At 43.6% G+C, this 21,063-nt stretch carries 17 protein-coding genes; 4 read left to right on the top strand and 13 right to left on the bottom strand.

Annotated elements, in window-relative coordinates:
* Positions 1 to 688: 688 nt before the first annotated feature.
* Positions 689 to 1,948 (bottom strand): NADP-dependent isocitrate dehydrogenase, encoded by a 1,260-nt coding sequence (gene icd, locus MHZ92_RS18280; protein ID WP_239433157.1) that lies wholly within the window; start codon positions 1,946 to 1,948, stop codon positions 689 to 691.
* Between the two features lie 101 nt (positions 1,949 to 2,049).
* Positions 2,050 to 3,165, bottom strand: coding sequence for a citrate synthase (gene citZ / locus MHZ92_RS18275; protein WP_239433156.1), 1,116 nt, complete (start codon positions 3,163 to 3,165; stop codon positions 2,050 to 2,052).
* Positions 3,166 to 3,399: 234 nt separating this feature from the next.
* Between citZ and MHZ92_RS18270 the strand changes: the two genes are divergently transcribed.
* Positions 3,400 to 4,320, top strand: a complete 921-nt coding sequence (locus MHZ92_RS18270; RefSeq protein ID WP_239433229.1) for an AI-2E family transporter — start codon at positions 3,400 to 3,402, stop codon at positions 4,318 to 4,320.
* On the opposite strand, the gene MHZ92_RS18265 is transcribed toward MHZ92_RS18270, so the two are convergent.
* From MHZ92_RS18265 to MHZ92_RS18230, 8 genes are all read right to left on the bottom strand, one after another.
* A complete protein-coding gene (locus MHZ92_RS18265) occupies positions 4,310 to 4,693 on the bottom strand; it encodes an FxsA family protein (protein WP_239433155.1) in 384 nt (127 codons plus the stop codon). The two genes, MHZ92_RS18270 and MHZ92_RS18265, sit on opposite strands and share 11 nt — an antisense overlap.
* A gap of 78 nt (positions 4,694 to 4,771) precedes the next feature.
* A complete protein-coding gene (gene pyk, locus MHZ92_RS18260; RefSeq protein ID WP_239433154.1) occupies positions 4,772 to 6,532 on the bottom strand; it encodes a pyruvate kinase in 1,761 nt (586 codons plus the stop codon).
* A 45-nt stretch (positions 6,533 to 6,577) separates the two neighbouring features.
* Complete coding sequence (gene pfkA, locus MHZ92_RS18255; protein ID WP_239433153.1) at positions 6,578 to 7,540, bottom strand: 6-phosphofructokinase; 963 nt, start codon at positions 7,538 to 7,540, stop codon at positions 6,578 to 6,580.
* Positions 7,541 to 7,617: 77 nt separating this feature from the next.
* The gene (locus MHZ92_RS18250) at positions 7,618 to 8,571 is read right to left on the bottom strand and encodes an acetyl-CoA carboxylase carboxyltransferase subunit alpha (RefSeq protein WP_239433152.1); all 954 of its coding nucleotides are present in this window, start codon (positions 8,569 to 8,571) and stop codon (positions 7,618 to 7,620) included.
* Positions 8,564 to 9,427, bottom strand: a complete 864-nt coding sequence (accD, locus tag MHZ92_RS18245; RefSeq protein ID WP_239433151.1) for an acetyl-CoA carboxylase, carboxyltransferase subunit beta — start codon at positions 9,425 to 9,427, stop codon at positions 8,564 to 8,566. Before accD ends, MHZ92_RS18250 begins: the two co-directional genes overlap by 8 nt.
* Positions 9,424 to 10,074 carry a FadR/GntR family transcriptional regulator gene (locus tag MHZ92_RS18240; protein ID WP_239433150.1) on the bottom strand — a complete coding sequence of 217 codons (651 nt, stop codon included), beginning with the start codon at positions 10,072 to 10,074 and terminating at the stop codon, positions 9,424 to 9,426. Before MHZ92_RS18240 ends, accD begins: the two co-directional genes overlap by 4 nt.
* Before the next feature lie 1,117 nt (positions 10,075 to 11,191).
* Positions 11,192 to 14,257, bottom strand: coding sequence for a DNA polymerase III subunit alpha (locus MHZ92_RS18235; RefSeq protein ID WP_239433149.1), 3,066 nt, complete (start codon positions 14,255 to 14,257; stop codon positions 11,192 to 11,194).
* Positions 14,258 to 14,276: 19 nt separating this feature from the next.
* Entirely contained in the window at positions 14,277 to 15,218 is a 942-nt protein-coding gene (locus MHZ92_RS18230; RefSeq protein WP_239433148.1) for a DHH family phosphoesterase, read from the bottom strand.
* A gap of 91 nt (positions 15,219 to 15,309) precedes the next feature.
* Here MHZ92_RS18230 and MHZ92_RS18225 point away from each other — a divergent pair, with 91 nt between their 5' ends.
* Positions 15,310 to 15,630 carry a YtpI family protein gene (locus MHZ92_RS18225; RefSeq protein WP_239433147.1) on the top strand — a complete coding sequence of 107 codons (321 nt, stop codon included), beginning with the start codon at positions 15,310 to 15,312 and terminating at the stop codon, positions 15,628 to 15,630.
* 34 nt (positions 15,631 to 15,664) lie between these two features.
* Here the strand turns inward: MHZ92_RS18225 and MHZ92_RS18220 are convergent, their stop codons facing one another.
* Together MHZ92_RS18220 and MHZ92_RS18215 are read right to left on the bottom strand one after the other, a co-directional pair.
* A complete protein-coding gene (locus MHZ92_RS18220) occupies positions 15,665 to 16,972 on the bottom strand; it encodes a DRTGG domain-containing protein (RefSeq protein ID WP_239433146.1) in 1,308 nt (435 codons plus the stop codon).
* A gap of 151 nt (positions 16,973 to 17,123) precedes the next feature.
* Positions 17,124 to 17,804, bottom strand: coding sequence for a metal-dependent hydrolase (locus MHZ92_RS18215; RefSeq protein WP_239433145.1), 681 nt, complete (start codon positions 17,802 to 17,804; stop codon positions 17,124 to 17,126).
* A gap of 102 nt (positions 17,805 to 17,906) precedes the next feature.
* On the opposite strand from MHZ92_RS18215, the gene MHZ92_RS18210 reads away from it, so the two are divergent.
* Positions 17,907 to 19,004, top strand: a complete 1,098-nt coding sequence (locus tag MHZ92_RS18210) for a M24 family metallopeptidase (RefSeq protein ID WP_239433144.1) — start codon at positions 17,907 to 17,909, stop codon at positions 19,002 to 19,004.
* Between the two features lie 42 nt (positions 19,005 to 19,046).
* On the opposite strand, the gene ald is transcribed toward MHZ92_RS18210, so the two are convergent.
* The gene (ald, locus tag MHZ92_RS18205; RefSeq protein WP_239433143.1) at positions 19,047 to 20,162 is read right to left on the bottom strand and encodes an alanine dehydrogenase; all 1,116 of its coding nucleotides are present in this window, start codon (positions 20,160 to 20,162) and stop codon (positions 19,047 to 19,049) included.
* Positions 20,163 to 20,463: 301 nt separating this feature from the next.
* On the opposite strand from ald, the gene MHZ92_RS18200 reads away from it, so the two are divergent.
* On the top strand, positions 20,464 to 20,913 hold the full coding sequence (locus MHZ92_RS18200) for a universal stress protein (RefSeq protein WP_239433142.1): 450 nt from the start codon (positions 20,464 to 20,466) through the stop codon (positions 20,911 to 20,913).
* Positions 20,914 to 21,063: the final 150 nt, after the last annotated feature.

The raw sequence follows: 21,063 nt of genomic DNA, 5'->3' as shown, positions 1-21,063 counted from the left end.
AGATGAAACTAGGACGTGTTGCTTTCCGTTCCGGCGCTCGCTTTCCGCGGGCATGGCTTGAGCCTCCTCGGGTGGTGCTCCCAACGCTTCGCTCTTGGTCGCAAAAGCCGTTCTTCGTAACGGCTTTCCCTGCGGGGTCTCAAGACTCATGCTATTCCCGCAGGAGTCGAGCGCCTGCACTCCAAGCAACAGGTACCCAAATATAATTAAAAAATATAGAAAAATAAAGACTTTTTTTAAAAAAAGTTTGTCGGAACTACAAACGAATGACACTAATATCCTGCATCTATTCACTTCTACCGTCTGGCACCACTATATTATCGAAAGCCAGTACTCGAATAAAACTAACAGCATTGGAGTCCTTTTAAGCAGCTAGTTTTCCCATGGCTTTGAAGGAGAGAATCCCTTTTCCATGCCTTTATAGTTACCATTCAGTTAAGGATTCAATTTACATTCTAATTGATTGGAGTGGAGATTGGCGACTCCAGCGGGAACAGCGCGAGCCGAAGACCCCGCAGGAACGCAGTGACGAGGAGGCTGAGGCCGTGCCCGCGGAAAGCGTCCAATCGGAACGGAAATCAATGGTATTTGTATCATGCAAGAACTGCAAAGCTAGCAAGAATGGATAGTGGAATTTCCACACATTAATAAAACCGGGAAGCGCGAGGCTTCCCGGTTGAAGGTGTGATTATAGGTTTTTGATCAATTCGTCAGCAAACTCGGAAGTTTTCACTTCTGTTGCTCCGTCCATGAGGCGAGCAAAGTCGTATGTAACAACTTTAGAAGCGATTGTTTTTTCGATTGAAGCCGTGATCATGTTAGCAGCTTCGTTCCATCCCATATGCTCAAGCATCATAACGCCTGAAAGAAGCACTGATGATGGGTTCACTTTGTCAAGGCCAGCGTATTTCGGAGCTGTACCGTGTGTTGCTTCAAAGATAGCATGTCCAGTCACATAGTTGATGTTAGCACCTGGCGCGATACCAATTCCACCAACTTGTGCTGCTAGTGCGTCGGAAATGTAGTCACCGTTCAAGTTCATTGTTGCAACTACATCGAACTCTTTTGGACGAGTCAAGATTTGTTGGAGGAAGATATCAGCAATTGCATCTTTTACGATGATTTTGCCAGCAGCTTCTGCATCAGCTTGCGCTTTGTTTGCAGCTTCTGTTCCTTCAGCTTCTTTAATTTTGTCATATTCGTTCCAAGTGAACACTTTGTCGCCGAACTCTTGCTCAGCTACTTCGTAACCCCAGTTTTTGAAAGCACCTTCAGTGAATTTCATGATGTTTCCTTTGTGTACAAGTGTTACAGACTTACGGCCTTCCTTGATCGCGTAATTGATCGCACCGCGAACAAGGCGTTTTGTACCTTCTTCAGAAACAGGCTTAATACCGATACCGGAAGTTTCAGGGAAACGGATATTTTTAACGCCCATTTCGTTTTGAAGGAATGAGATCAACTTATTCACTTCTTCAGTGCCTTCTTTGTATTCGATTCCAGCATAAATGTCTTCTGTATTTTCACGGAAGATGACCATATCGCAGTCTTCAGGACGTTTTACCGGAGAAGGTACGCCTTCAAAGTAGCGTACTGGACGCAGGCAAGTATATAGATCCAACTCTTGGCGAAGCGCAACGTTCAATGAACGGAAACCACCGCCAATCGGCGTCGTCAAAGGACCTTTGATAGCGATAAGATACTCTTCGATTGTGTCAAGAGTTTCTTGTGGAAGCCATTCGCCAGTTTCATTGAATGCTTTTTCTCCCGCAAGAACTTCTTTCCATTCGATTTTCTTTTTGCCATCATATGCTTTTTCGACCGCTGCTTCCAAAACGCGAGAAGCTGCATGCCAAATGTCAGGGCCAGTACCGTCACCGATGATGAATGGGATCGTTGCGTGATCCGGAACATTAAGTACGCCGTCAGTTACTGTGATTTTTGCCATTTTCTATTCCTCCATTTCAAAATGAGCGGGCCGGTAGTTATGCTACCGCCCCGATGATGTGTATCACTTGTAAGTCTGGATTCTTGTAACCAGCTTACAAGTTATCTCTCGTTGATCGGCACGTATTTTTGCTTGTCCGGTCCGATATACTCAGCACGCGGACGAATCAGTCTATTATTGGAGTATTGCTCCAAAATATGTGCTGTCCAGCCGGAGAAACGGGATACCGCAAAAATAGGTGTGAATAAATCATGATCAATACCAAGTGAATGATATACCGAAGCAGAATAGAAATCAACGTTAGGTGGTAGGTTCTTCTCACCCGTCACGATTGATTCGATTTTAAGTGACATGTTATACCACTTTTCTTCTCCACGAAGTGCTGTCAACTTCTTGGACATTTCACGAAGGTGCTTCGCACGTGGATCACCTTTGCGGTATACCCGGTGGCCGAAGCCCATAATTTTTTCTTTATTATCAAGTTTTTCTCTAATATATGATTCTACATTTTCTTCGTCTCCGATTTCCATGAGCATTTTCATAACTTGCTCGTTAGCTCCGCCATGAAGTGGGCCTTTAAGAGCTCCAATTGCAGCGGTAATGCCGGAATACATATCGGAAAGTGTCGCCACACATACACGTGCAGTGAACGTCGAAGCGTTCAATTCATGGTCAGCATGTAGTACTAATGCCTTATTGAATGCTTCTACTGCGATTTCTTCAGGCTCTTCCCCTGCCAGCATATATAGGAAGTTAGCTGCATAGCCAAGTTCCTTTTTAGGAGCTACAGGTTCTTCACCTTTGCGGATTCGAGAGAAAGCAGTGACGATAGTTGCCACTTTCGCTTGAAGTTTGATCGCTTTTTCATAATTCGCTTCGTCAGACATATCTTCTGCATTCTCATCGTATAATCCGAGAAGAGAGATTGCTGTACGTAATGCCGCCATTGGGTGAACTTCACCAATGGAATAAGTCTTAAAATGATCAAGTACAGGTTGTGGAACAGCCATATTATCGGCAAGTTGTTGTTTCAATTCAGCTAGCTCGTCCGCTTTTGGCAGTCGCTGATGCCATAATAGATAAACAACTTCCTCAAAACTTGCATTATCTGCAAGATCGTCGATATCGTAACCGACGTATGTAAGTGTGTCATCGATGATGGAACTAATGGCGGACTGTGTTGCTACGATTCCTTCCAATCCTTTTGTTGCTGTCATTTTAAATCGCTCCTCCAGTCATGATTGCCTTCATTCAACAAATTCTTGTAAGATGAGGCAAATCTACTTTTTGTAATACTGTCTGAAACGCTTACATTGTTCATTATAAACAATTATTACAGTTTTGTGAATGGAAAAGCTTGTTTTCTTTATAAGAATAATAGCGAAAAGGATGAAATCGTGCTAAAAAACCATATAAAACAACATACTTTTCAGTCTCTCATCGTCCAATGGATGCCCCCTATTCTAGGAGGTATTTTCATATTTTTAGTTCCCCCGGTAGGAATTGCAATTATCGTAGCCTACTTTACTGCCCCTATTTTGCAGGCGGTACGGGCGATGACAAAACTCCCACTAACGATTGCCACCTTCTTCGTCATGCTTTCCATGCTATTCATCTTCACTACTTTTTCTTTCATCGCGTTGCACGGTTTAATGGATACGATTCCGCTACTCGAAAAACACTTATCCATGTATACGGGTAAAACTGATTTACTAGGTAAAGTCTATTCATTTCTTGAGCAGAAAGTAATCGAATATGGACATGCCTTGCTTGAATATGCTATTACGTTTACCACTTCTTTGTTCCAACGTATTTTCAGTGTGTTCATTTTCCTCGTCGCGTATTTTTTTGCTTTGCGTGAATCAGGAAAAAACAAATTCTGGTTTCTCGTCTATTTTCCAGTAAATATGCGTGCTTCCGCAAAACGAATATTCACAAAATCTGGCGAGTTATTCGGCACTTTTGCATTTGTGGAAGCACGATTATTTTTGCTAACCTTCATCATTCTAAGCATCGGATTTTCATTCCTCGGTTTTGAGTCGCCAATCGGAAGCGCATTCCTCGTTTCAATCGCTGATAGTTTGCCATTATTAGGAATCGGTCTATTCCTACTCCCGATGGCAGCTTTTTTCATATACACGCACCAGTTGTTTATTGGTGTTACACTCATCTTGCTATATATTTTTGTCGTCACAACACGACAATTGGCTGAATCGTTCATGTGGGCCTCAGCATTTAGAGTAAAGCCGATCCATGCTTTTTTCATTACCGTCTGTTCACTTTATCTATTTGGACTTCCAGGAATTCTGTTGACACCCTTTCTATTATTCGCCGCCTTGAAATTGAAAAAGCATCCATCCTTCACCGAATAACGATTCGTCCTTGTTTCATCTTTTTATATATCCAACTAACAATAAATGGGCGGATTATCTTCCTCGGCCCTTTGAATAAAAGCAAAAGACCGACAACGTCCGAAATGAAACCAGGTAATAGTAATAAAATCCCCCCGATGAAAATACAGACACCATCGATTACAGCATTTCCCGGGGCTTCCATCGTTCCCATCCTGTCACGTAAATCGAGCAATGCTTTAAGTCCTTGCCTTTTTGCGAGATAAGCCCCTCCAATTCCTGTAATGAGAAGGAGAAGAATCGTCGGCATAATCCCGATTTTCGTCCCCGAATAAAGCAGGAGTATAATTTCTGCAGCTGGTATGATCAATATAGCTGGCAGTAGCCATTTCATTTTCTAACAACTCCAATCCTAAAAAGGCCGCTTCCGAAATACATCGGAAGACAGCCTAGATTCATTTACTAAATTAAATTAAAGAACACTTGCATGACCATTATATACGACTCCGGATTCCGCATCCATCGTAATGTCTTTTCCATCGATAATGACTTCGGTCGCATTTTCGACACCAACGATGACTGGAATGCCTAAACTAAGGCCGACAACTGCTGCATGGCTTGTCAATCCGCCCTCTTCTGTTATTAGACCAGCACATTGTTCAATTGCGGGCATCATATCACGATCCGATGAGTAAGTGACAAGTATTTTTCCTTTCATGTCACGCGCCAACGCATCTTGTGCATTATGGACAACAGCAGCTTGTCCAAATGCGACCGACTTTCCGATTCCCTGGCCCTTTGCAAGCATATCGCCGATTACGTGGATTTTCATCAAATTCGTCGTTCCAGCTTCTCCGACAGGTACACCTGCTGTGATGATGACAACATCTCCATGGGTGACGTACTGATGTTTGACACTTTCTTCAACAGACTCCTGCAAAATTTGATCAATGGAATTTACGCGTTCACCAATAATCGGATAAATACCCCAAACGAGCGATAATTTCCTAGAGCGATTCTCCGAAGCGGTAATCGCGATAATTGGGCAGCCAGGTCGATACTTAGCAATCATTTTTGCTGTATGGCCGCTTTCAGTCGGAGCGAGAACTGCCTTTACTTTAAGATTGATGGCCGTATAAGCCGCTGCTTGTCCGATCGCTTCCGTCATATTGCCGTGCTTTTCACGACGACGTGTAGAAACGACGGCTCGGTAATCGACAGCATCTTCCGCTGTTTTCGCAATCCGGTCCATCGTTCGGACAGATTCCACCGGATAGAGTCCTGCTGCTGTTTCTCCCGATAGCATAATTGCATCCGAGCCGTCCAAAATCGCGTTTGCGACATCACTTGCTTCCGCTCTAGTAGGACGAGGATTTCTTTGCATCGAATCAAGCATTTGCGTCGCGGTAATGACAGGCTTGCCAACTTGGTTGCATTTTTCAATCATCTTCTTTTGAACGAGTGGGACTTCCTCTGCGGGAATTTCCACACCCAAATCCCCTCTTGCTACCATGAGGCCATCCGAAACCATTAAGATATCATCCAAGTTGTCGACACCTTCACCGTTCTCGATTTTCGGAATAATATGGATATCTTCTCCGCCGTTATTCTCGAGCAATTCCCGAATTTCCATGACGTCCGAAGCTCTGCGCACAAAAGAAGCAGCGATGAAATCGACACCTTCTTTGATGCCGAATAAAATATCTTCTTTGTCCTTCTCTGTAATTCCAGGAAGCTGGACGGAAACACCTGGTACGTTAACCCCTTTTTTATTTTTCAACGTTCCGGAGTTCACGACAATTGTATGGATTAGTCCCTTTTCAAGATCTTTTCCGGTAACTTCCAATTGGATGAGACCGTCGTCCAAAAGAATGACAGATCCTTTTTCGACGTCCTCAATCAGCTTTTCATATGTAACTGAAAAAACATCATCTGTGCCTTCTACCTCAGTCATCGAAATATCGATATGCTGACCAGTAATCAATTCAATTTGACCGTTCTTCATGGAATGCGTCCGAATTTCAGGACCTTTCGTGTCAAGCAAGATTCCGACAACTTTGCCTGTCTTCTTCGACGCTTCCCTGATGGATTTGATTCGGGCTTTGTGCTCCTCGTGTGTACCGTGCGAAAAGTTAAGCCGTGCAACATTCATACCTGCCTCTATTAACTGTTCTAGTAACTCCGGTGATTCACTGGCTGGTCCGATTGTGCACACAATTTTTGTCTTTCTCATCACAAAAACGCCCTTTCGTCTTTTACTCGTCATGTTTTAGATTAATCAAATCGACAATACTTTGGATAACTCATAAAGTTCCTTATCTAAAGTATGATCAGTTGAGGCAAATACCTCTTCTAAATCATAGTCTACCACCTTATGGTTTTGCATACCAATAGCGACTCCGCCACGCCCCTCACCTAACACTTCGACAGCCCTCGCGCCGTATTGGCTTGCGATAACCCGATCTCGTGCTGAAGGAGAACCGCCGCGTTGGATATGCCCCAAAACGGAAACACGTGTCTCAATTCCCGCTTTTTCTTTTAATAGGTCAGCCAAAGCTGATCCGGACATGACACCTTCCGCCACGATAATGATACTATGCTTTTTACCACGGCCCGTACCGCTTTCCAATCGGCTGATGATTTCGTCCAAACTACTTTCTTCTTCAGGGATGAGTATCGTTTCGGCACCGCCTGCAAGTCCAGCCCATAACGCCAGGTCACCGGCATCCCGGCCCATCACCTCAATAATGAAAGTGCGTTCATGGGAGGTAGCTGTATCCCTGATTTTATCGATGGCATCGATGACCGTGTTCAATGCAGTATCGAACCCGATCGTAAATTCCGTGCCATTAATGTCATTATCGATTGTAGCGGGAACGCATACACAAGGTATTCCCATTTTTACCAATTCGAATGCGCCTCTGAATGATCCATCTCCACCGATGACGACAAGGCCGTCGATATGATGTTCCTTCAACTGGCGGACCGCTTTTTCGCGCCCTTCCACCGTCATGAATTCAGGAGATCGGGCAGATCTGAGCATGGTCCCTCCACGTTGGATAATGTCACCGACAGACCCAAGCTGCAGCAATTCAATCTTTCCTTGGATAAGCCCTTGATAGCCATTGAAGATGCCAGCAACCTCAAATCCCTCATAAATTGCTTTCCTGACGACCGCACGAACAGCAGCATTCATGCCGGGCGCATCTCCGCCACTTGTCAAAACACCGATTTTTTTCAAATGAACCACCCCTTCTTTAGTTCAATATGTATAGTAATCGTATAACACGAAAAGATGCGGGCAAAACCCGCACCTCGTTATTCAGAAAAAACACCTAATCCTCTATATTTCATGTAGCGGTCCTCAACCAAACTATTTCCATCCATCCCTTTAAACATATCCAATGATTGGCGAATTGCTTGTCTGAGAAACTCTGCTTGCTTTTTTAAATCCCTATGTGCGCCACCCATCACTTCAGGTATAATATCGTCGATGATCCCCATCTCTTTTAAATGGGGAGCTGTAATTTTCATAGCCTCCGCCATTTGCTTTGCCAATGAGGCATCTCTCCAAAGTATTGAGGCTGCTCCTTCCGGTGAAATGACTGAGCACCACGAATTTTCCAGCATAAGAAAACGGTTGGCAATCCCAATTGCAAGTGCACCACCGCTTGCCCCTTCACCTATAACAATCGAAATAACCGGTACTTTCAAACCAGCCATTTCAACAAGGTTACGGGCAATCGCTTCACTTTGCCCACGTTCTTCAGCTGCCTTTCCAGGATAAGCACCTTTCGTATCGATTAAGCAAATGATTGGTCGTTGAAATTTCTCGGCTTGCTTCATCAATCGTAGCGCTTTTCGATAACCTTCCGGATGTGGCATTCCAAAATTCCGTTTGACGTTTTCTTTCGTATCTCTTCCACGTTGCTGACCAATTATGGTTACGGGTGTATCTTCAAATGATGCAATCCCTCCAACAACCGCGGCATCATCTCCAAAAACCCGGTCTCCATGCAGTTCAATAAAATCCTCAAAGAGTTCATTAATATATTCTAGCGATGTCGGACGTTGTGGATGTCTGGCCACTTGCACACGATCCCATGGTTCCATGTTTCCGTATATTTCTTCTTCTAAGTTTTTAAGTCGAATCTTTAAATTTTCTATTTCGTCGCTTAAATCAACATCAGTCGTACTCGTAAATTCTTCAAGTTCGTTGATTTTCTCGCGCAGTTTGATGATTGGTTCTTCGAATGCTAATGGCTTACTCATGAAGATTAGCCTCCTTTACATGAAGTCGGATTATTTTAGTTAGGGTTTCTTTCATTTCTTCCCGATGAACGACAGCGTCCAACTGTCCATGTTCCAATTGAAATTCGGCCGTTTGAAAATCACTTGGCAGCTTCTCCCTAACTGTCTGTTCGATAACCCGTCTTCCTGCAAAGCCGATCAATGCTTTAGGTTCTGCTATATTAATATCTCCTACCGAGGCGAAGCTTGCTGAAACACCACCAGTAGTAGGGTATGTCATTATCGAAATAAAGAGTAGCCCCTGATCAGAGTGGCGTTTAAGCGCGACGCTTGTCTTTGCCATTTGCATAAGTGATAAGATACCTTCTTGCATCCTAGCCCCTCCGCTAGCAGAAAAAATCAGGAGAGGAATACGTAATTCAGTCGCTTTTTCAACTGCTCTCGTAATTTTTTCCCCGACAACAGACCCCATAGAACCCATACGGAAATGAGAATCCATAATTGCAACTGCAACTTCAAATCCACCAATTTTCCCAATTCCGGTTAGCACAGCTTCATTTAACCCAGTCTTTTTTGCATCAGATTCGATCTTCTCTGTATATGATGGGAATTTCAGCGGGTTTTCCGATTTCAAATGATCATCCATCGATGTAAATGTATCTTCGTCAAAAAGACATTCGACTCTCTCCCAAGCCGTCATTTTAAAATGATGGTCGCATTTCGGACATACTTTCGCGGTCTTCATCAGATCCTTCGTCAAGATGATCTGCTTACACTCCGGACATTTTGTCATGATTCCTTCCGGCACATCATTCTTCGCATCGGCCGACGGTATCGTTATTGCCTGCTTCTTTTTCGTAAAAAATTCACGGATCATTCTCTTTCTTCCCCCTCGATATGTTCAATCCACTCGTCATATGACGTTAATGCATCCATGACACTTCCATCGATTAAATAATTGAGCAAAGCTCTCACTATGTCATTTTCTTTTCCTTTTGTCTTCTGCTCGTACGGAATCTTACTATATTGTTTTAGTATAAACCAAATTTTCAATGATAATCGATTATCTGTAGCAACAATCATTTCCCGCATTATATCTTCACGAAGAACCTCGCCATCTTCGTCGAGCTTCATGAGCAGTCCTTCCCAGACAGGCAAGTTTCGCTTATGCTCGTCGGCACAAATTGTTTGAATAGCTGCTTTTTCATGGATGGTGCGCGTGTCGTTGACATCCATTGCTGATTTAGGCTGTTGCATGACGAAAGTCGATAGCACTTCAACGAGCTGATGCTTTTTGAAATCAGCAAGATATGTCCCTTCGCCGCGGCGGGTTTCGATAAGACCGAGTAGCTCAAGGCTTCTCAGTGCTTCGCGGACTGACGATCTTCCTACTTGCAGACGTTCTGCCAAAACACGTTCGGACGGCAATTTGTCACCTGCTTTGATGCCTTCCGCCTTGATCATCAGCCTGAGTTCTCCGACGATGTCAAGAAACATCTTGGATGAAGGTTTTGTATTTTGCATACGGACGCCCCTCTTGGAATTTCGTAATCCTAGTGGTCTGACCACTACTTTGTATAGCATACAGAAAAGTGATCGTATCGTAAAGAGATATCTAGAAATAAATGACGAAATGACAAAAAGAGACATGTTTCAGCATGTATCTAGCAATGTTAAAGGTTGATTTCCGCTACGGGCGGACGCTTTCCGCGGGCACGGCTTCAATCTCCTCGACACTTCGTGTCTGCGGGGCTTTCAGCTCGCGCTGTTCCCGCTGGAGTCGCCGCCCTATGCTCCAATCAACGGTGTTTCCAATTAATTAAATGAAGTAACGGAAATAATGGGGAAGAATCAAATCAACAATAACAATGGAAGGTTATCGTAATTAAGCCTCAACTCCTTCTATTTGTGCCACGTGTTCAATGATCAACCAATGGACGCAGAATATAAATCACCAAAAGATAATTCAACGCTATACCTGTCAAAACAACTTGGTTGGAACTGAGGACTTTTGACACATAAAAAAATGATTGAGCGTGTCTTTACCGATGCCCCAAAAACTAGACCATGGTTTGGACAAGCCTAAAGGGATTTTAAAGAACGTCAATGAAGGAGGCACTGACTTCTATTGCCTTAAATCTTTAGAACTTGGTCGGTTGGACCTGGATTATGCCAGTTATAGAATAATAATTACCAAAATATAATAAGGAAAAGAGTTGGAAATCAATACGATTTCCAACCCTTTGTCTTCACTCTGCGTTCTGATTCTACATATCTCAGGTTTATTACCAGAAACGTTACTTGGATTTCCGTGCCTAGCAGACGCGCAACTTCTACAGTCAGTCTATTTCTGCGATTTATGCGACTGTATATTCTCACTAATTTTATTCTTCGTGACGATATTCTCGCGCTGCTGCCTTCCACTCATTTTCACTAGTGACAAAAAATATACAAGAGAATGCTTTTATATTTTAAAAATTCTTTTAGGGATATCTAGTAAATCGCCAGAGAAAGCGACACTCCTGCGGGAAAAGCGTCAGCAGAAGACCCCGCAACGCAGCGATAGCGGAGTGAGGAGGCTGTGGCGACGCCCGCGGAAGGGAGCCGTTCTGGGGATTTTCGGTTTTTAGGTCAGCTCCCATTAAACCCTCTTAATCTGCTGGACGATCAGTTGTGCTTGGCCGTTGCGTTTTTCCATTGTTCCTGTAATTTGTACCATGGCGAGTTCTTGTAAATGGATGTTGACTGTAGTGTATTGCCTTGGGAAGATCGTGCATGATAGTTCTCCCGTTTCGTCTTGGAGCGTAAGGAATGCCATCGCTTCGCCTTTCTTTGTACGGATCCGTTTGATGTCTCTTATCATTCCCGCTACCTGTAGCATCGTACGTTCTTTTGCGTCGGGGACGATTACGAGGTCTACTACTTTTTCACCTAATGTCTTTTTCATCTCAACCGCTGGATGTTCGGATAAATAAAAACCGAGCACTTCCCGTTCATATTCGAGCATAGCGAATCTCGGCATGGAGCCGCCTGGCGAATATTTCGGCTTTGCGATGGAATATATGACATCTTGGAGCAAGTCGTCTCCATCCGGCCTGACGAACATTGCATGATTACGTGCAGCTTCACTGGAAGCGAGGAGGACGGACCGATCTTCTCCGAATTCATCGAGCGCTCCTGCTTTGATTAAGGGAATTATTGTTTTTTCGTTGAAATGTGTTCCTCCGATTGCAGCTGAAAAGTCGAAGAGCGTTTTCCAACCTTCAGTCGTTCGAGCTTCCTTTACAAGATTGTAAAAGTTCGGCGTCACCCCTTTGATCATCCCTAATCCAATCCGGATTGCCCCATTCTCGACTACATGGGAATATTTGCTTTTCTGGATGGAGGGTGGGAGGATGTCAATACCTTTCGCTCTGATCTCATGGATATATTCCATCGTTTTTTCTTGATTGCCCGTCGCCATCGACAACAGTGCTGCATAGAAATAGACCGGTGCATTTGCTTTGACGTAGGCCAGTTGATAGGAAATTAATGAATACGCAACCGCGTGGCTTTTCGGGAACCCGTAATCGGCAAATTTAACGATCAAATCATAAATATCACTTGCGGAGCGTTCGGGAAAGTTATGCTGGACCGCACTTTTCACAAAATGATCCCTCTCCTGCCTGAGCACTTCGCGGTTCTTTTTACTGACAGCCCTTCTTAATAGATCTGCTTCCGCCATCGTAAATCCCGCAATTTGTACGGCGATTTGCATAATCTGCTCCTGGTAGACGATGATTCCAGCCGTTTCTCGCAAGATCGGTTCCAGTTGAGGATGTAAATAATCGATTTTTTCCTTATGGTTTTTCCTTCGGCTATAAAGCGGGATATTTTCCATCGGACCAGGTCGGTATAATGCATTGATGGCGTAAAGTTCACTGAATTCATCTGGTTTGATGAGCCTCAAGGCCTCTCGCATGCCATCTGATTCAAATTGGAAAATCCCGGTCATATCGCCCTTTTTAAAAAGGTCGAACGTCTTTGCATCATTCAAAGGGATGTCCTCGAAATGGATCGTCTTTCCCTTATCATATTGAATCATCGAACGGATCCGATCCATCAATGTCAAATTACGCAGCCCGAGAAAATCCATTTTCAGCAGACCGATTTCTTCCACATCCCCCATTGCCCATTGCGTCAAATAAATATCTTCTCCGCCATGTTGAAGTGGAACCGTTTCGACTAAGGGGATGGGAGATAAAATGACACCTGCAGCATGTGTGGACGCATTCCTCGGCAAGCCTTCTAATGCTTTAGCTGCCTGGAACCATTTGGCACGGACAGGATCCATAGCAATCCAGTCTTGAAGCTGTTTTGACTTGGTAACAGACTGTTCCAGACTTTTACGATGTCCTTCTTGGATCTGTTTGGACAAGAAGGACATCTCTTCATTTGTGAAGTCAAACACGCGGGCGACGTTCCGTGCGACAGATTTGGATGAAAGTGTACCGAACGTAATAATTTGCGCAACATATGCCTTCCCGTATTTTTTAGCGACATATTCTATCACTTCTGAGCGCCGGTTATCCGCAAAATCAATGTCGATATCGGGCATAGTAATTCTGCCGGGATTGAGGAAACGCTCAAAAATGAGCCCGTATTTGATAGGATCCACATCCGTAATGCTAAGGGAAAATGCGACGAGGGAACCAGCGGAAGAACCCCTTCCTGGCCCTGTTAAAATCCCATTCTCCTTTGCAAAACGCATGAAATCTTCTACGATGAGAAAGTAATCAGAAAACCCCATATTATCGATGACCGCAAGCTCTGTATGGAGTCTTTCATAATAAGTTGGGCTGACCGTCCCTAACCTGCGGATTAAGCCTTTCTCGCAATTCATTTTTAGCAAAGAAGCCGACGTATGCCCTTCCGGAACTGGAAATGCAGGCATCAAAGTGCGGTTTGGCGGTAATTTCGCATTACAGGACAACATGATTTCAGACATCGTTTGCATCCATTCCGGACGATCGGAAAACCAATGCAGCAGCTCTTGCTCCTCGGGTACATATGCATCATAAATATCTAGTTTTGGCCGGGAAGGATCATTCAGTTTATAGCCCGACCGTATTGCCGTCGCAACTTCAAATGCAAAGGAATCTTCTTTCGCAAGATACCTTGATTCGTGATATGCAGTAATGGTTGTGTTTGTCTGGTCGGCTATGTCCAGAATGTCATTTTCTGCATGGTGCTTCACGCCACCTGGCCTAGATATGCCGATGTAGACCGTCCGACACGCTTTTTGGATTGTTTGGATTGTTTCTGTTCCTCGTTTATCTTCCCACGAACGATCGGTCATCGGACAAATAAAGACACACCCCTCGCTATACGCTTGCAGCCATTTCAGCGGAAGTGTCTCCTGTTCACGAATGGAGATGGCACTGCTCATTTTAAGAAGATTGCTATAGCCGCTATCGTCTTTAGCGTATACATATAGCAAAATAGTTGAATCGTCATCAAGCTCCAACCGGATCGTTAACCCAATGACCGGATGAATGCCGTATTTTTCCATCGTTTTACAGAAAGAACGGACCCCATACATTTTCGAATTGACAATACCAACAGATCGAGCCCCTCTCCTTTGCAGAAGCGGGGCCAGTTCGTCAAGTTTTATTATACCGCGCAGTAAATCGGCGCCGGTCACTATTTGTGGATAGACAAGTACCAATACAAATCCCTCCGAACCGTTACTTCGCCGCACATAATGCTTTCAATTTTGCAATGACTTCATCTGCTTTGTCCCATGAATAGATGGAAGCTCCAGAAGCGAGTGGATGCCCGCCTCCATCATATTCTGCAGCAAGCTTATTAATAATAGGTCCTTTTGAACGGAGCCGGACACGAATCTGATCGTCCTCCTCTACAAAAATGACCCAAGCACATATCCCTTTCACATCTCCGAGTGCTCCGACAAGCTGGGACGTTTCACTAGCAGTGACGCCGAATTTGTTCAAAACGGATTTATCAATTTTAATGAAGGCCGCACCGTTTTCGTCAATCGTGAACTGCTGATACATATAGCCTTTCAAATGGAGCAATTTGCGGTCTTCCTCATACATTTCCGCATATAACTTCGATCGATCGAAGTTATATTTGATCAAACCGCTTGCAATCTCAAATGTCCTAACAGTAGCGCTCGGGAACAGGAAGCGTCCTGTATCGCCTACAATACCGGCAAACAATAAACGGGCGCATGCATCAGACATTTTCCATCCGTAATGCTTTTTCCCTTCCTCGTAAAGAAGATAGATCATTTCCGAAGTGGAGCTTGCTTCAGTATCCACCCATCTCATGTCTCCATATGGGTCGACATTCGGATGGTGATCAATTTTAATTAAATAGGCACCTTTTTCATAATGATTTGCGTCGATTCGTTCTGTATTGCCCGTATCGGTAACGATGACGAGCGCATTGTTATAATCTTCAGGGGTTATATCATCTTGAACTGCCAAATAAGTGAGCATGGGATCATGTGTACCTGCTGCGTACACTTTTTTAGTAGGATAATTCGTAGCGATCAACTCTTTCAAGCCAACTTGAGAACCGTACGCATCCGGATCAGGCCGGACATGACGATGAATGATAATTGTTTCATATTGTTCAATTGTGTCGATGATTTGTCGTATCAATTTCCGATTCCTCCGGTTTTCAATGATTTCTGTTCGCATTCCTTGAAAAAAGCCGCTACAATGAAAGAAGTATTTGATGGAGGCTCTTTGAATGAAAACTCTTAATTTCTTACTTGTTTTTCTTATTATTGCATCAGGCGTTTACTATCTTTATTTCAAAACTCGCCAATTCAGGACAAGTTATATGTTCCCGATCCGAAAGAAATTTTTTGCTAGCAAAGCAGGATCATTCCTCGGCGGTCTTCTTTTCTTCTTCGGAATTAACCAGCTCCTTCTTTTCGAAGGCGTTGCAACATACGTTGTCTCTGGTCTTTTCATCGTGTTCGGCGCCTATATCATCGTGTTCAATTACAAAGCTTCACAGCATTATAAACAATTTATCGATGAAGAAACTAAGTTGAATGAAAACTGATGCGCCTGCCGCATCAGTTTTTTCATTCCACCTCTTATCTCTCGAAAAGCTGATACATAACCATCGCTTTTGCGATCAGTTCAGATTCCGAGAATAGATCGAAGTCTACTTTAACGAATCTCCGACTCATATGAAGAATTCTTGGTTGTACAGTAACCGTGGACCCAAGCTGCACATGTTTAATAAAGTAGATTGTCATATTTTCGGGAACACTTTCTCCCCGCTTACGCATTTTAATCGCCCGGTTTCCAACATCCGTCAACAATGTTGTCAACGCTCCATAAGATAGCGATCCAAATTGGTTCGTCATTTGTGGAGCGACTGTAAATTCGACGTTTTGGGGCTGGTCAGGTACGGCTTTCATTTGGTTTTTTACGATATCATCGATTTTTTCCCCTTGTTGCGGCTGTCGTTGCGTCATCTGAAATGCTTTCAAGACGTCTTGGCGGCTAATAATTCCTTCAAGAATACCACTTTCGCTCACAACAGGCATCAAATCGATGCCCTCCCAAATCATGCTATGACCTGCGGAAGCTACACTCGTTTTGCCATTCACAGTAATCGGGTGCTGCGTCATCACTTTCTCAATCAAATCGGTTTCTTGTTTCCCGACGGCGTCACGTGACGTGACAATCCCAATCAATTTTCCATTTCTTTCAATGACTGGATATCCTGAATGCGCCGTTTTCCGATTCACTTCATTGAAGTATCCTACACTGTCCTTCGGTGAAAAAGTGATCGTTTCAGCGAGCGGCGTCAAAATATCTTCCACTAGCAATATTTCCTTTTCAATTAACTGGTCATAAATCGCCCTGTTCAGCATCGTCGCGACTGTGAACGTGTCGTAACTGGATGAAATGATTGGCAAGTCCAGTTCATTTGCCAGTTTTTTCGCTTCTTCAGCTGCATCGAAGCCTCCTGTAACGAGAACTGCGGCTCCTGCACTTAAGGCAAGCTCGTGTGCCTTGAGCCTGTTTCCGACAATCAGTAAGCTTCCAGCATCTATGTAACGTTTCATATCATCGAGTTGCATTGCCCCGATGACGAATTTAGTCAATGTTTTATGAAGTCCATCCCGTCCCCCAAGTACAACTCCATCGACAATATTGACGACTTCGGCAAATGTTAGCCTTTCGATATTCTCCTTTTTCTTCTTTTCAATTCGTATCGTGCCAACACGTTCGATCGTATTGACAAGTTTTTGATTCTCAGCTTCTTTTATTGCCCGGTATGCCGTTCCTTCACTGACGGATAGGGCTTTGGCGACTTGGCGTACAGAAATCTTTTCGCCGACGGCCAACCCTTCGATATAGCGTAATATCAGCTCATGTTTTGTCGACATCTTTTCACCTTTTTCTCTTTTTACCTGCTTTCATTTTATCATAGTTCAGAAAGAATAGCGTTTTCAGGATGACTCAAGTGTATAAATGATTGAATTGGTGAAATGAAAAACCGATCTGGCAACAATGTCTTGTTGCACAGATCGGAAATTTTTATAATTCAAGTGAGTCACCTGGCTTCATAATATTCACTTCATGGGCAGTGACCAAATCCTTAAACGTTTCCGGATTTTGCCTAATCGGTGGGAACGTATTGTAATGAATCGGTACGACAAGCTTCGGATTGAGCAGTTCAACAGCAGCCGCAGCATCCTCTGGACCCATCGTGAAATTATCACCGATCGGCAAGAATGCCACGTCGATCTGGTGCCTTCTCCCGATTAATGCCATATCTCCAAATAGAGACGTATCCCCTGCATGATAAATTGTTTTGCCCTCAGCAGTGAACAAAATACCGGCAGGCATTCCTGTATAGATAAATTCATTTTGATCTGTCGTATAGGAAGAACTATGGAAGGCCTGTGTATATTTCACTGTTCCGAAATTAAATGTATAGGAGCCTCCAATATTCATTCCGTGGGCATTTATATTTTGCATCCCTAAATAGACAGCCAATTCATTCGGTGCGACAACGAGCGGGTTGCAACGTTTTGCAATTTCAAATGTATCCCCGACATGATCGTTATGTCCGTGCGTTAACAGAATCACATCAGGAGTCTGTTCGGAAGCCACCAGATCCGTCAATTCATTCCCCGTAATGAACGGGTCGATCAATAACGTTTTGCCTTCAGTTTCAATTTTCACGACAGAATGTCCGTGATAAGAAATCTTCATTTGCATATCCCTCCAAATCTGTTCATACATACATGTTCGATATCATATCGGAAAATCCTCTTTTTTGATATGATTAAATGTATTCATATAGGAGGGATCTGTTTGGAGAAAATTAACGAAATCCAAAACTACTTACAAGTAAACGATGTGGATGCAGCATTTATTACGACACCGGATAATGTTTTTTATGTTTCCGGCTTCCGCAGTGAACCACATGAACGGCTATTAGGTGTCATGATTTTCAAGGATAGCGAACCGTTCGTCATTTGCCCGCTCATGGAAGTTCCTGACCTAAAGGCATCTGGATGGACGTTTGAAGCCGTCGGTCATCAGGATACGGAAGATGCATGGGAAGTTCTTGCATCTGCGGCCGCGAAGCGAGGAGTTACTTTGAAAAAAATCGCTATCGAAAAGTCGCATTTGACAGTAGAACGTCTGGAACGGATGGAACAGATTTTTGACGGTGCAACATTCCCGCGGCTTGATGAACAATTGAACAAAATGCGAAATATTAAAAGCGAAGCCGAGCTTCAAAAAATGCGGAAAGCAGCCGAATTGGCGGATTATGCAATTGAGGTAGGCTGCAAGGAGATCGCTGAAGGGAAAACGGAACTTGAAATTTTAATGGCCATCGAATTTGAAATGAAGAAAAAAGGCGCGGAAAAGATGTCTTTCGATACGATGGTTTTATCAGGACCGAAAACTGCCTCTCCACACGGAACTCCTGGAGACCGGAAGATCCAAAAAGGAGATTTCATTTTATTCGATCTTGGGGTCGTATACGAAGGGTATTGTTCTGATATTACGAGAACCGTCGCTTTCGGCGAACCATCTGAAGAGATGCGTGAAATTTATGAAACTGTCAAAAAAGCGGAACAGGCAGCAATCGATTTAATTCGTCCCGGTGTGAAAGCAAGGGATTTGGACAAAGCCGCAAGGGATGTCATTACAGAAGCGGGCTACGGTGAATATTTCACACATCGCCTCGGTCATGGACTCGGCATTTCTGTCCATGAATTCCCTTCCATTACAGGAACAAATGACATGGAACTAGAAGCAGGGATGGTTTTCACCGTCGAACCAGGTATCTATCATCCTGACATAACAGGCGTACGAATTGAAGATGACGTAGCTGTCACGTCTGACGGTGTAGAAGTACTAACGAAATTCCCAAAAGAACTTCAAATCATCCAGCCTTAAATGGAAAAAAGCGCTGTCCGATTTTTCTCGGACAGCGTTTTATTATTTTTGTAGTAATGATTCTACAGGTACGTACTCAAGACCTTGTGCTTCAGCAACTGCTTTGTATGTCACATGGCCTTCAAGTGTATTGACGCCTTTTTGCAACGCTGCGTTATCCAAGCATGCTTGCTTATAGCCTTTGTTTGCAATTTGCAATGCATATGGAACAGTAACGTTCGTCAATGCCATCGTCGAAGTGCGTGGAACAGCTCCTGGCATGTTGGCAACTGCATAGTGTACAACACCATGTTTCTCATATGTAGGATTATCATGAGTTGTCACACGGTCAGATGTTTCGAAGATACCGCCTTGGTCAATTGCGATGTCAACAAGTACTGAGCCAGGTTTCATCGATTTTACCATTTCTTCAGAAACTAATTTCGGCGCTTTCGCCCCTGGAATCAAGACACAGCCGATCACAAGATCGGAATCTTTTACAGATTCAGCGATATTAAACGGGTTTGAAACAAGTGTCTGAATGCTGTCACCGAACATTTCATCTAACTGACGAAGACGTTCTACGGACAAATCAAGTACAGTTACTTGAGCACCCATACCGACTGCGATTTTCGCAGCGTTTGTTCCCGCTTGCCCGCCACCGATTACTGTGACTTTTCCGCGAGAAACACCTGGAACTCCGGAGAGGAGAATTCCTTTTCCGCCGTTGATCTTTTCAAGATATTGCGCACCGATTTGAGTTGCCATACGCCCTGCAACTTCACTCATCGGAGCTAGCAATGGCAAAGAATTGTTTACTTGCACAGTTTCATAGGCAATGCCAACAACTTTGCTATCAAGCATAGCTTTTGTTAATTCCAATTCAGGAGCAAGGTGAAGATAAGTGAAGAGAATAAGTCCTTCACGGAAATAACCGTATTCAGAAGCAAGCGGTTCTTTTACTTTCATGACCATTTCGGCTTCCCATGCTTCTTTCGGAGTAGCTACGATTGTCGCACCTGCTTCGATATAGTCTTCATCTGTAAAGCTGGATCCAAGACCCGCACCTGTTTCAATCAATACTTCGTGACCTGCAGACTTTAAGTTAAACACTCCTGCAGGTGTCATCGCCACCCGATTTTCATTGTTCTTGATTTCTTTTGGAATCCCAATACGCATTTCTGATCCTCCTAAACATTATGAAAATTAGTTGGCCAAAAAAACGACAAATTTTCGACATGGCCAATATAATTTCAATTCTATCAGAAATATACCAATATTGCTCCCTTATTAATTAAAAACAAATATTCAGATTCATAATCTTCTCTCAACGTTATTGTAGGACGTAACATTTCTGTCAAATTTCCGTCCTCTTTTTCATATTTATTTTTTAAAAAAGAAAGGATTTTCGGGGTTTTTATCGAAGTAAATAAGTGTAAACAAAGTGTAGGGATAAATTTAGAAGGATGGAGTGATTGGAATGGTATTGAAATACGATCAAATTATCGTGGCTGTGGATGGTTCGAAGGAATCAAGATGGGCATTCAAGAAAGCGGTGGGCATCGCGCAACGTAATAATGCATCTTTGAACTTAGTGAACATTATTGATACTCGTTCATACGCAGCAGTCGAAGCATACGATCGATCCATCGCAGAACGTGCACAAAAATTTGCAGAGGAGTTGCTCACGGAATACAAACAGGAGGCAGAGGCCGCGGGATTACAGAATGTTAATATCGTAGTTGAATACGGCTCTCCCAAAACAATGATTTCCCGTGAACTGTCCAAGAAGCTTCAGGCGGATCTTATCATTTGTGGGGCAACTGGCCTGAACAAAGTCGAACGTTTCCTCATCGGCAGCGTTTCCGAAAACATTGTCCGCTCCGCAGCATGCGACGTACTTGTCGTTCGTACTCCTGAAGAAGATTAATATGTGAATAGAAAGAACCTGCCTGGTAATGCACTGACATAAGAAAATGAGACAAATAAAAACACCTTACGTTGAAAAACGGGTATTGAACCTTAATACATCAACGTGGAGGTGTTTTTTCTGTGGGAACTAGAGTTAGTTATCCAGAAG

Origin of the sequence: Sporosarcina sp. ACRSL (assembly GCF_022346605.1) — a bacterium.
In the GTDB taxonomy this organism is placed as follows: Bacteria; Bacillota; Bacilli; order Bacillales_A; family Planococcaceae; genus Sporosarcina.
This window is presented reverse-complemented; position numbering and strand designations above follow the sequence as displayed.

Excerpts from the sequence above, each read along its gene's own strand:
- icd (WP_239433157.1), bottom strand. The coding sequence starts at position 1,948 with ATGGCAAAAATCACAGTAACTGACGGCGTACTTAATGTTCCGGATCAC.
- citZ (WP_239433156.1), bottom strand. The coding sequence starts at position 3,165 with ATGACAGCAACAAAAGGATTGGAAGGAATCGTAGCAACACAGTCCGCC.
- MHZ92_RS18270 (WP_239433229.1), top strand. The coding sequence starts at position 3,400 with ATGCCCCCTATTCTAGGAGGTATTTTCATATTTTTAGTTCCCCCGGTA.
- MHZ92_RS18265 (WP_239433155.1), bottom strand. The coding sequence starts at position 4,693 with ATGAAATGGCTACTGCCAGCTATATTGATCATACCAGCTGCAGAAATT.
- pyk (WP_239433154.1), bottom strand. The coding sequence starts at position 6,532 with ATGAGAAAGACAAAAATTGTGTGCACAATCGGACCAGCCAGTGAATCA.
- MHZ92_RS18250 (WP_239433152.1), bottom strand. The coding sequence starts at position 8,571 with ATGAGTAAGCCATTAGCATTCGAAGAACCAATCATCAAACTGCGCGAG.
- accD (WP_239433151.1), bottom strand. The coding sequence starts at position 9,427 with ATGATCCGTGAATTTTTTACGAAAAAGAAGCAGGCAATAACGATACCG.
- MHZ92_RS18240 (WP_239433150.1), bottom strand. The coding sequence starts at position 10,074 with ATGCAAAATACAAAACCTTCATCCAAGATGTTTCTTGACATCGTCGGA.
- MHZ92_RS18225 (WP_239433147.1), top strand. The coding sequence starts at position 15,310 with ATGAAAACTCTTAATTTCTTACTTGTTTTTCTTATTATTGCATCAGGC.
- MHZ92_RS18220 (WP_239433146.1), bottom strand. The coding sequence starts at position 16,972 with ATGTCGACAAAACATGAGCTGATATTACGCTATATCGAAGGGTTGGCC.
- MHZ92_RS18215 (WP_239433145.1), bottom strand. The coding sequence starts at position 17,804 with ATGAAGATTTCTTATCACGGACATTCTGTCGTGAAAATTGAAACTGAA.
- ald (WP_239433143.1), bottom strand. The coding sequence starts at position 20,162 with ATGCGTATTGGGATTCCAAAAGAAATCAAGAACAATGAAAATCGGGTG.
- MHZ92_RS18200 (WP_239433142.1), top strand. The coding sequence starts at position 20,464 with ATGGTATTGAAATACGATCAAATTATCGTGGCTGTGGATGGTTCGAAG.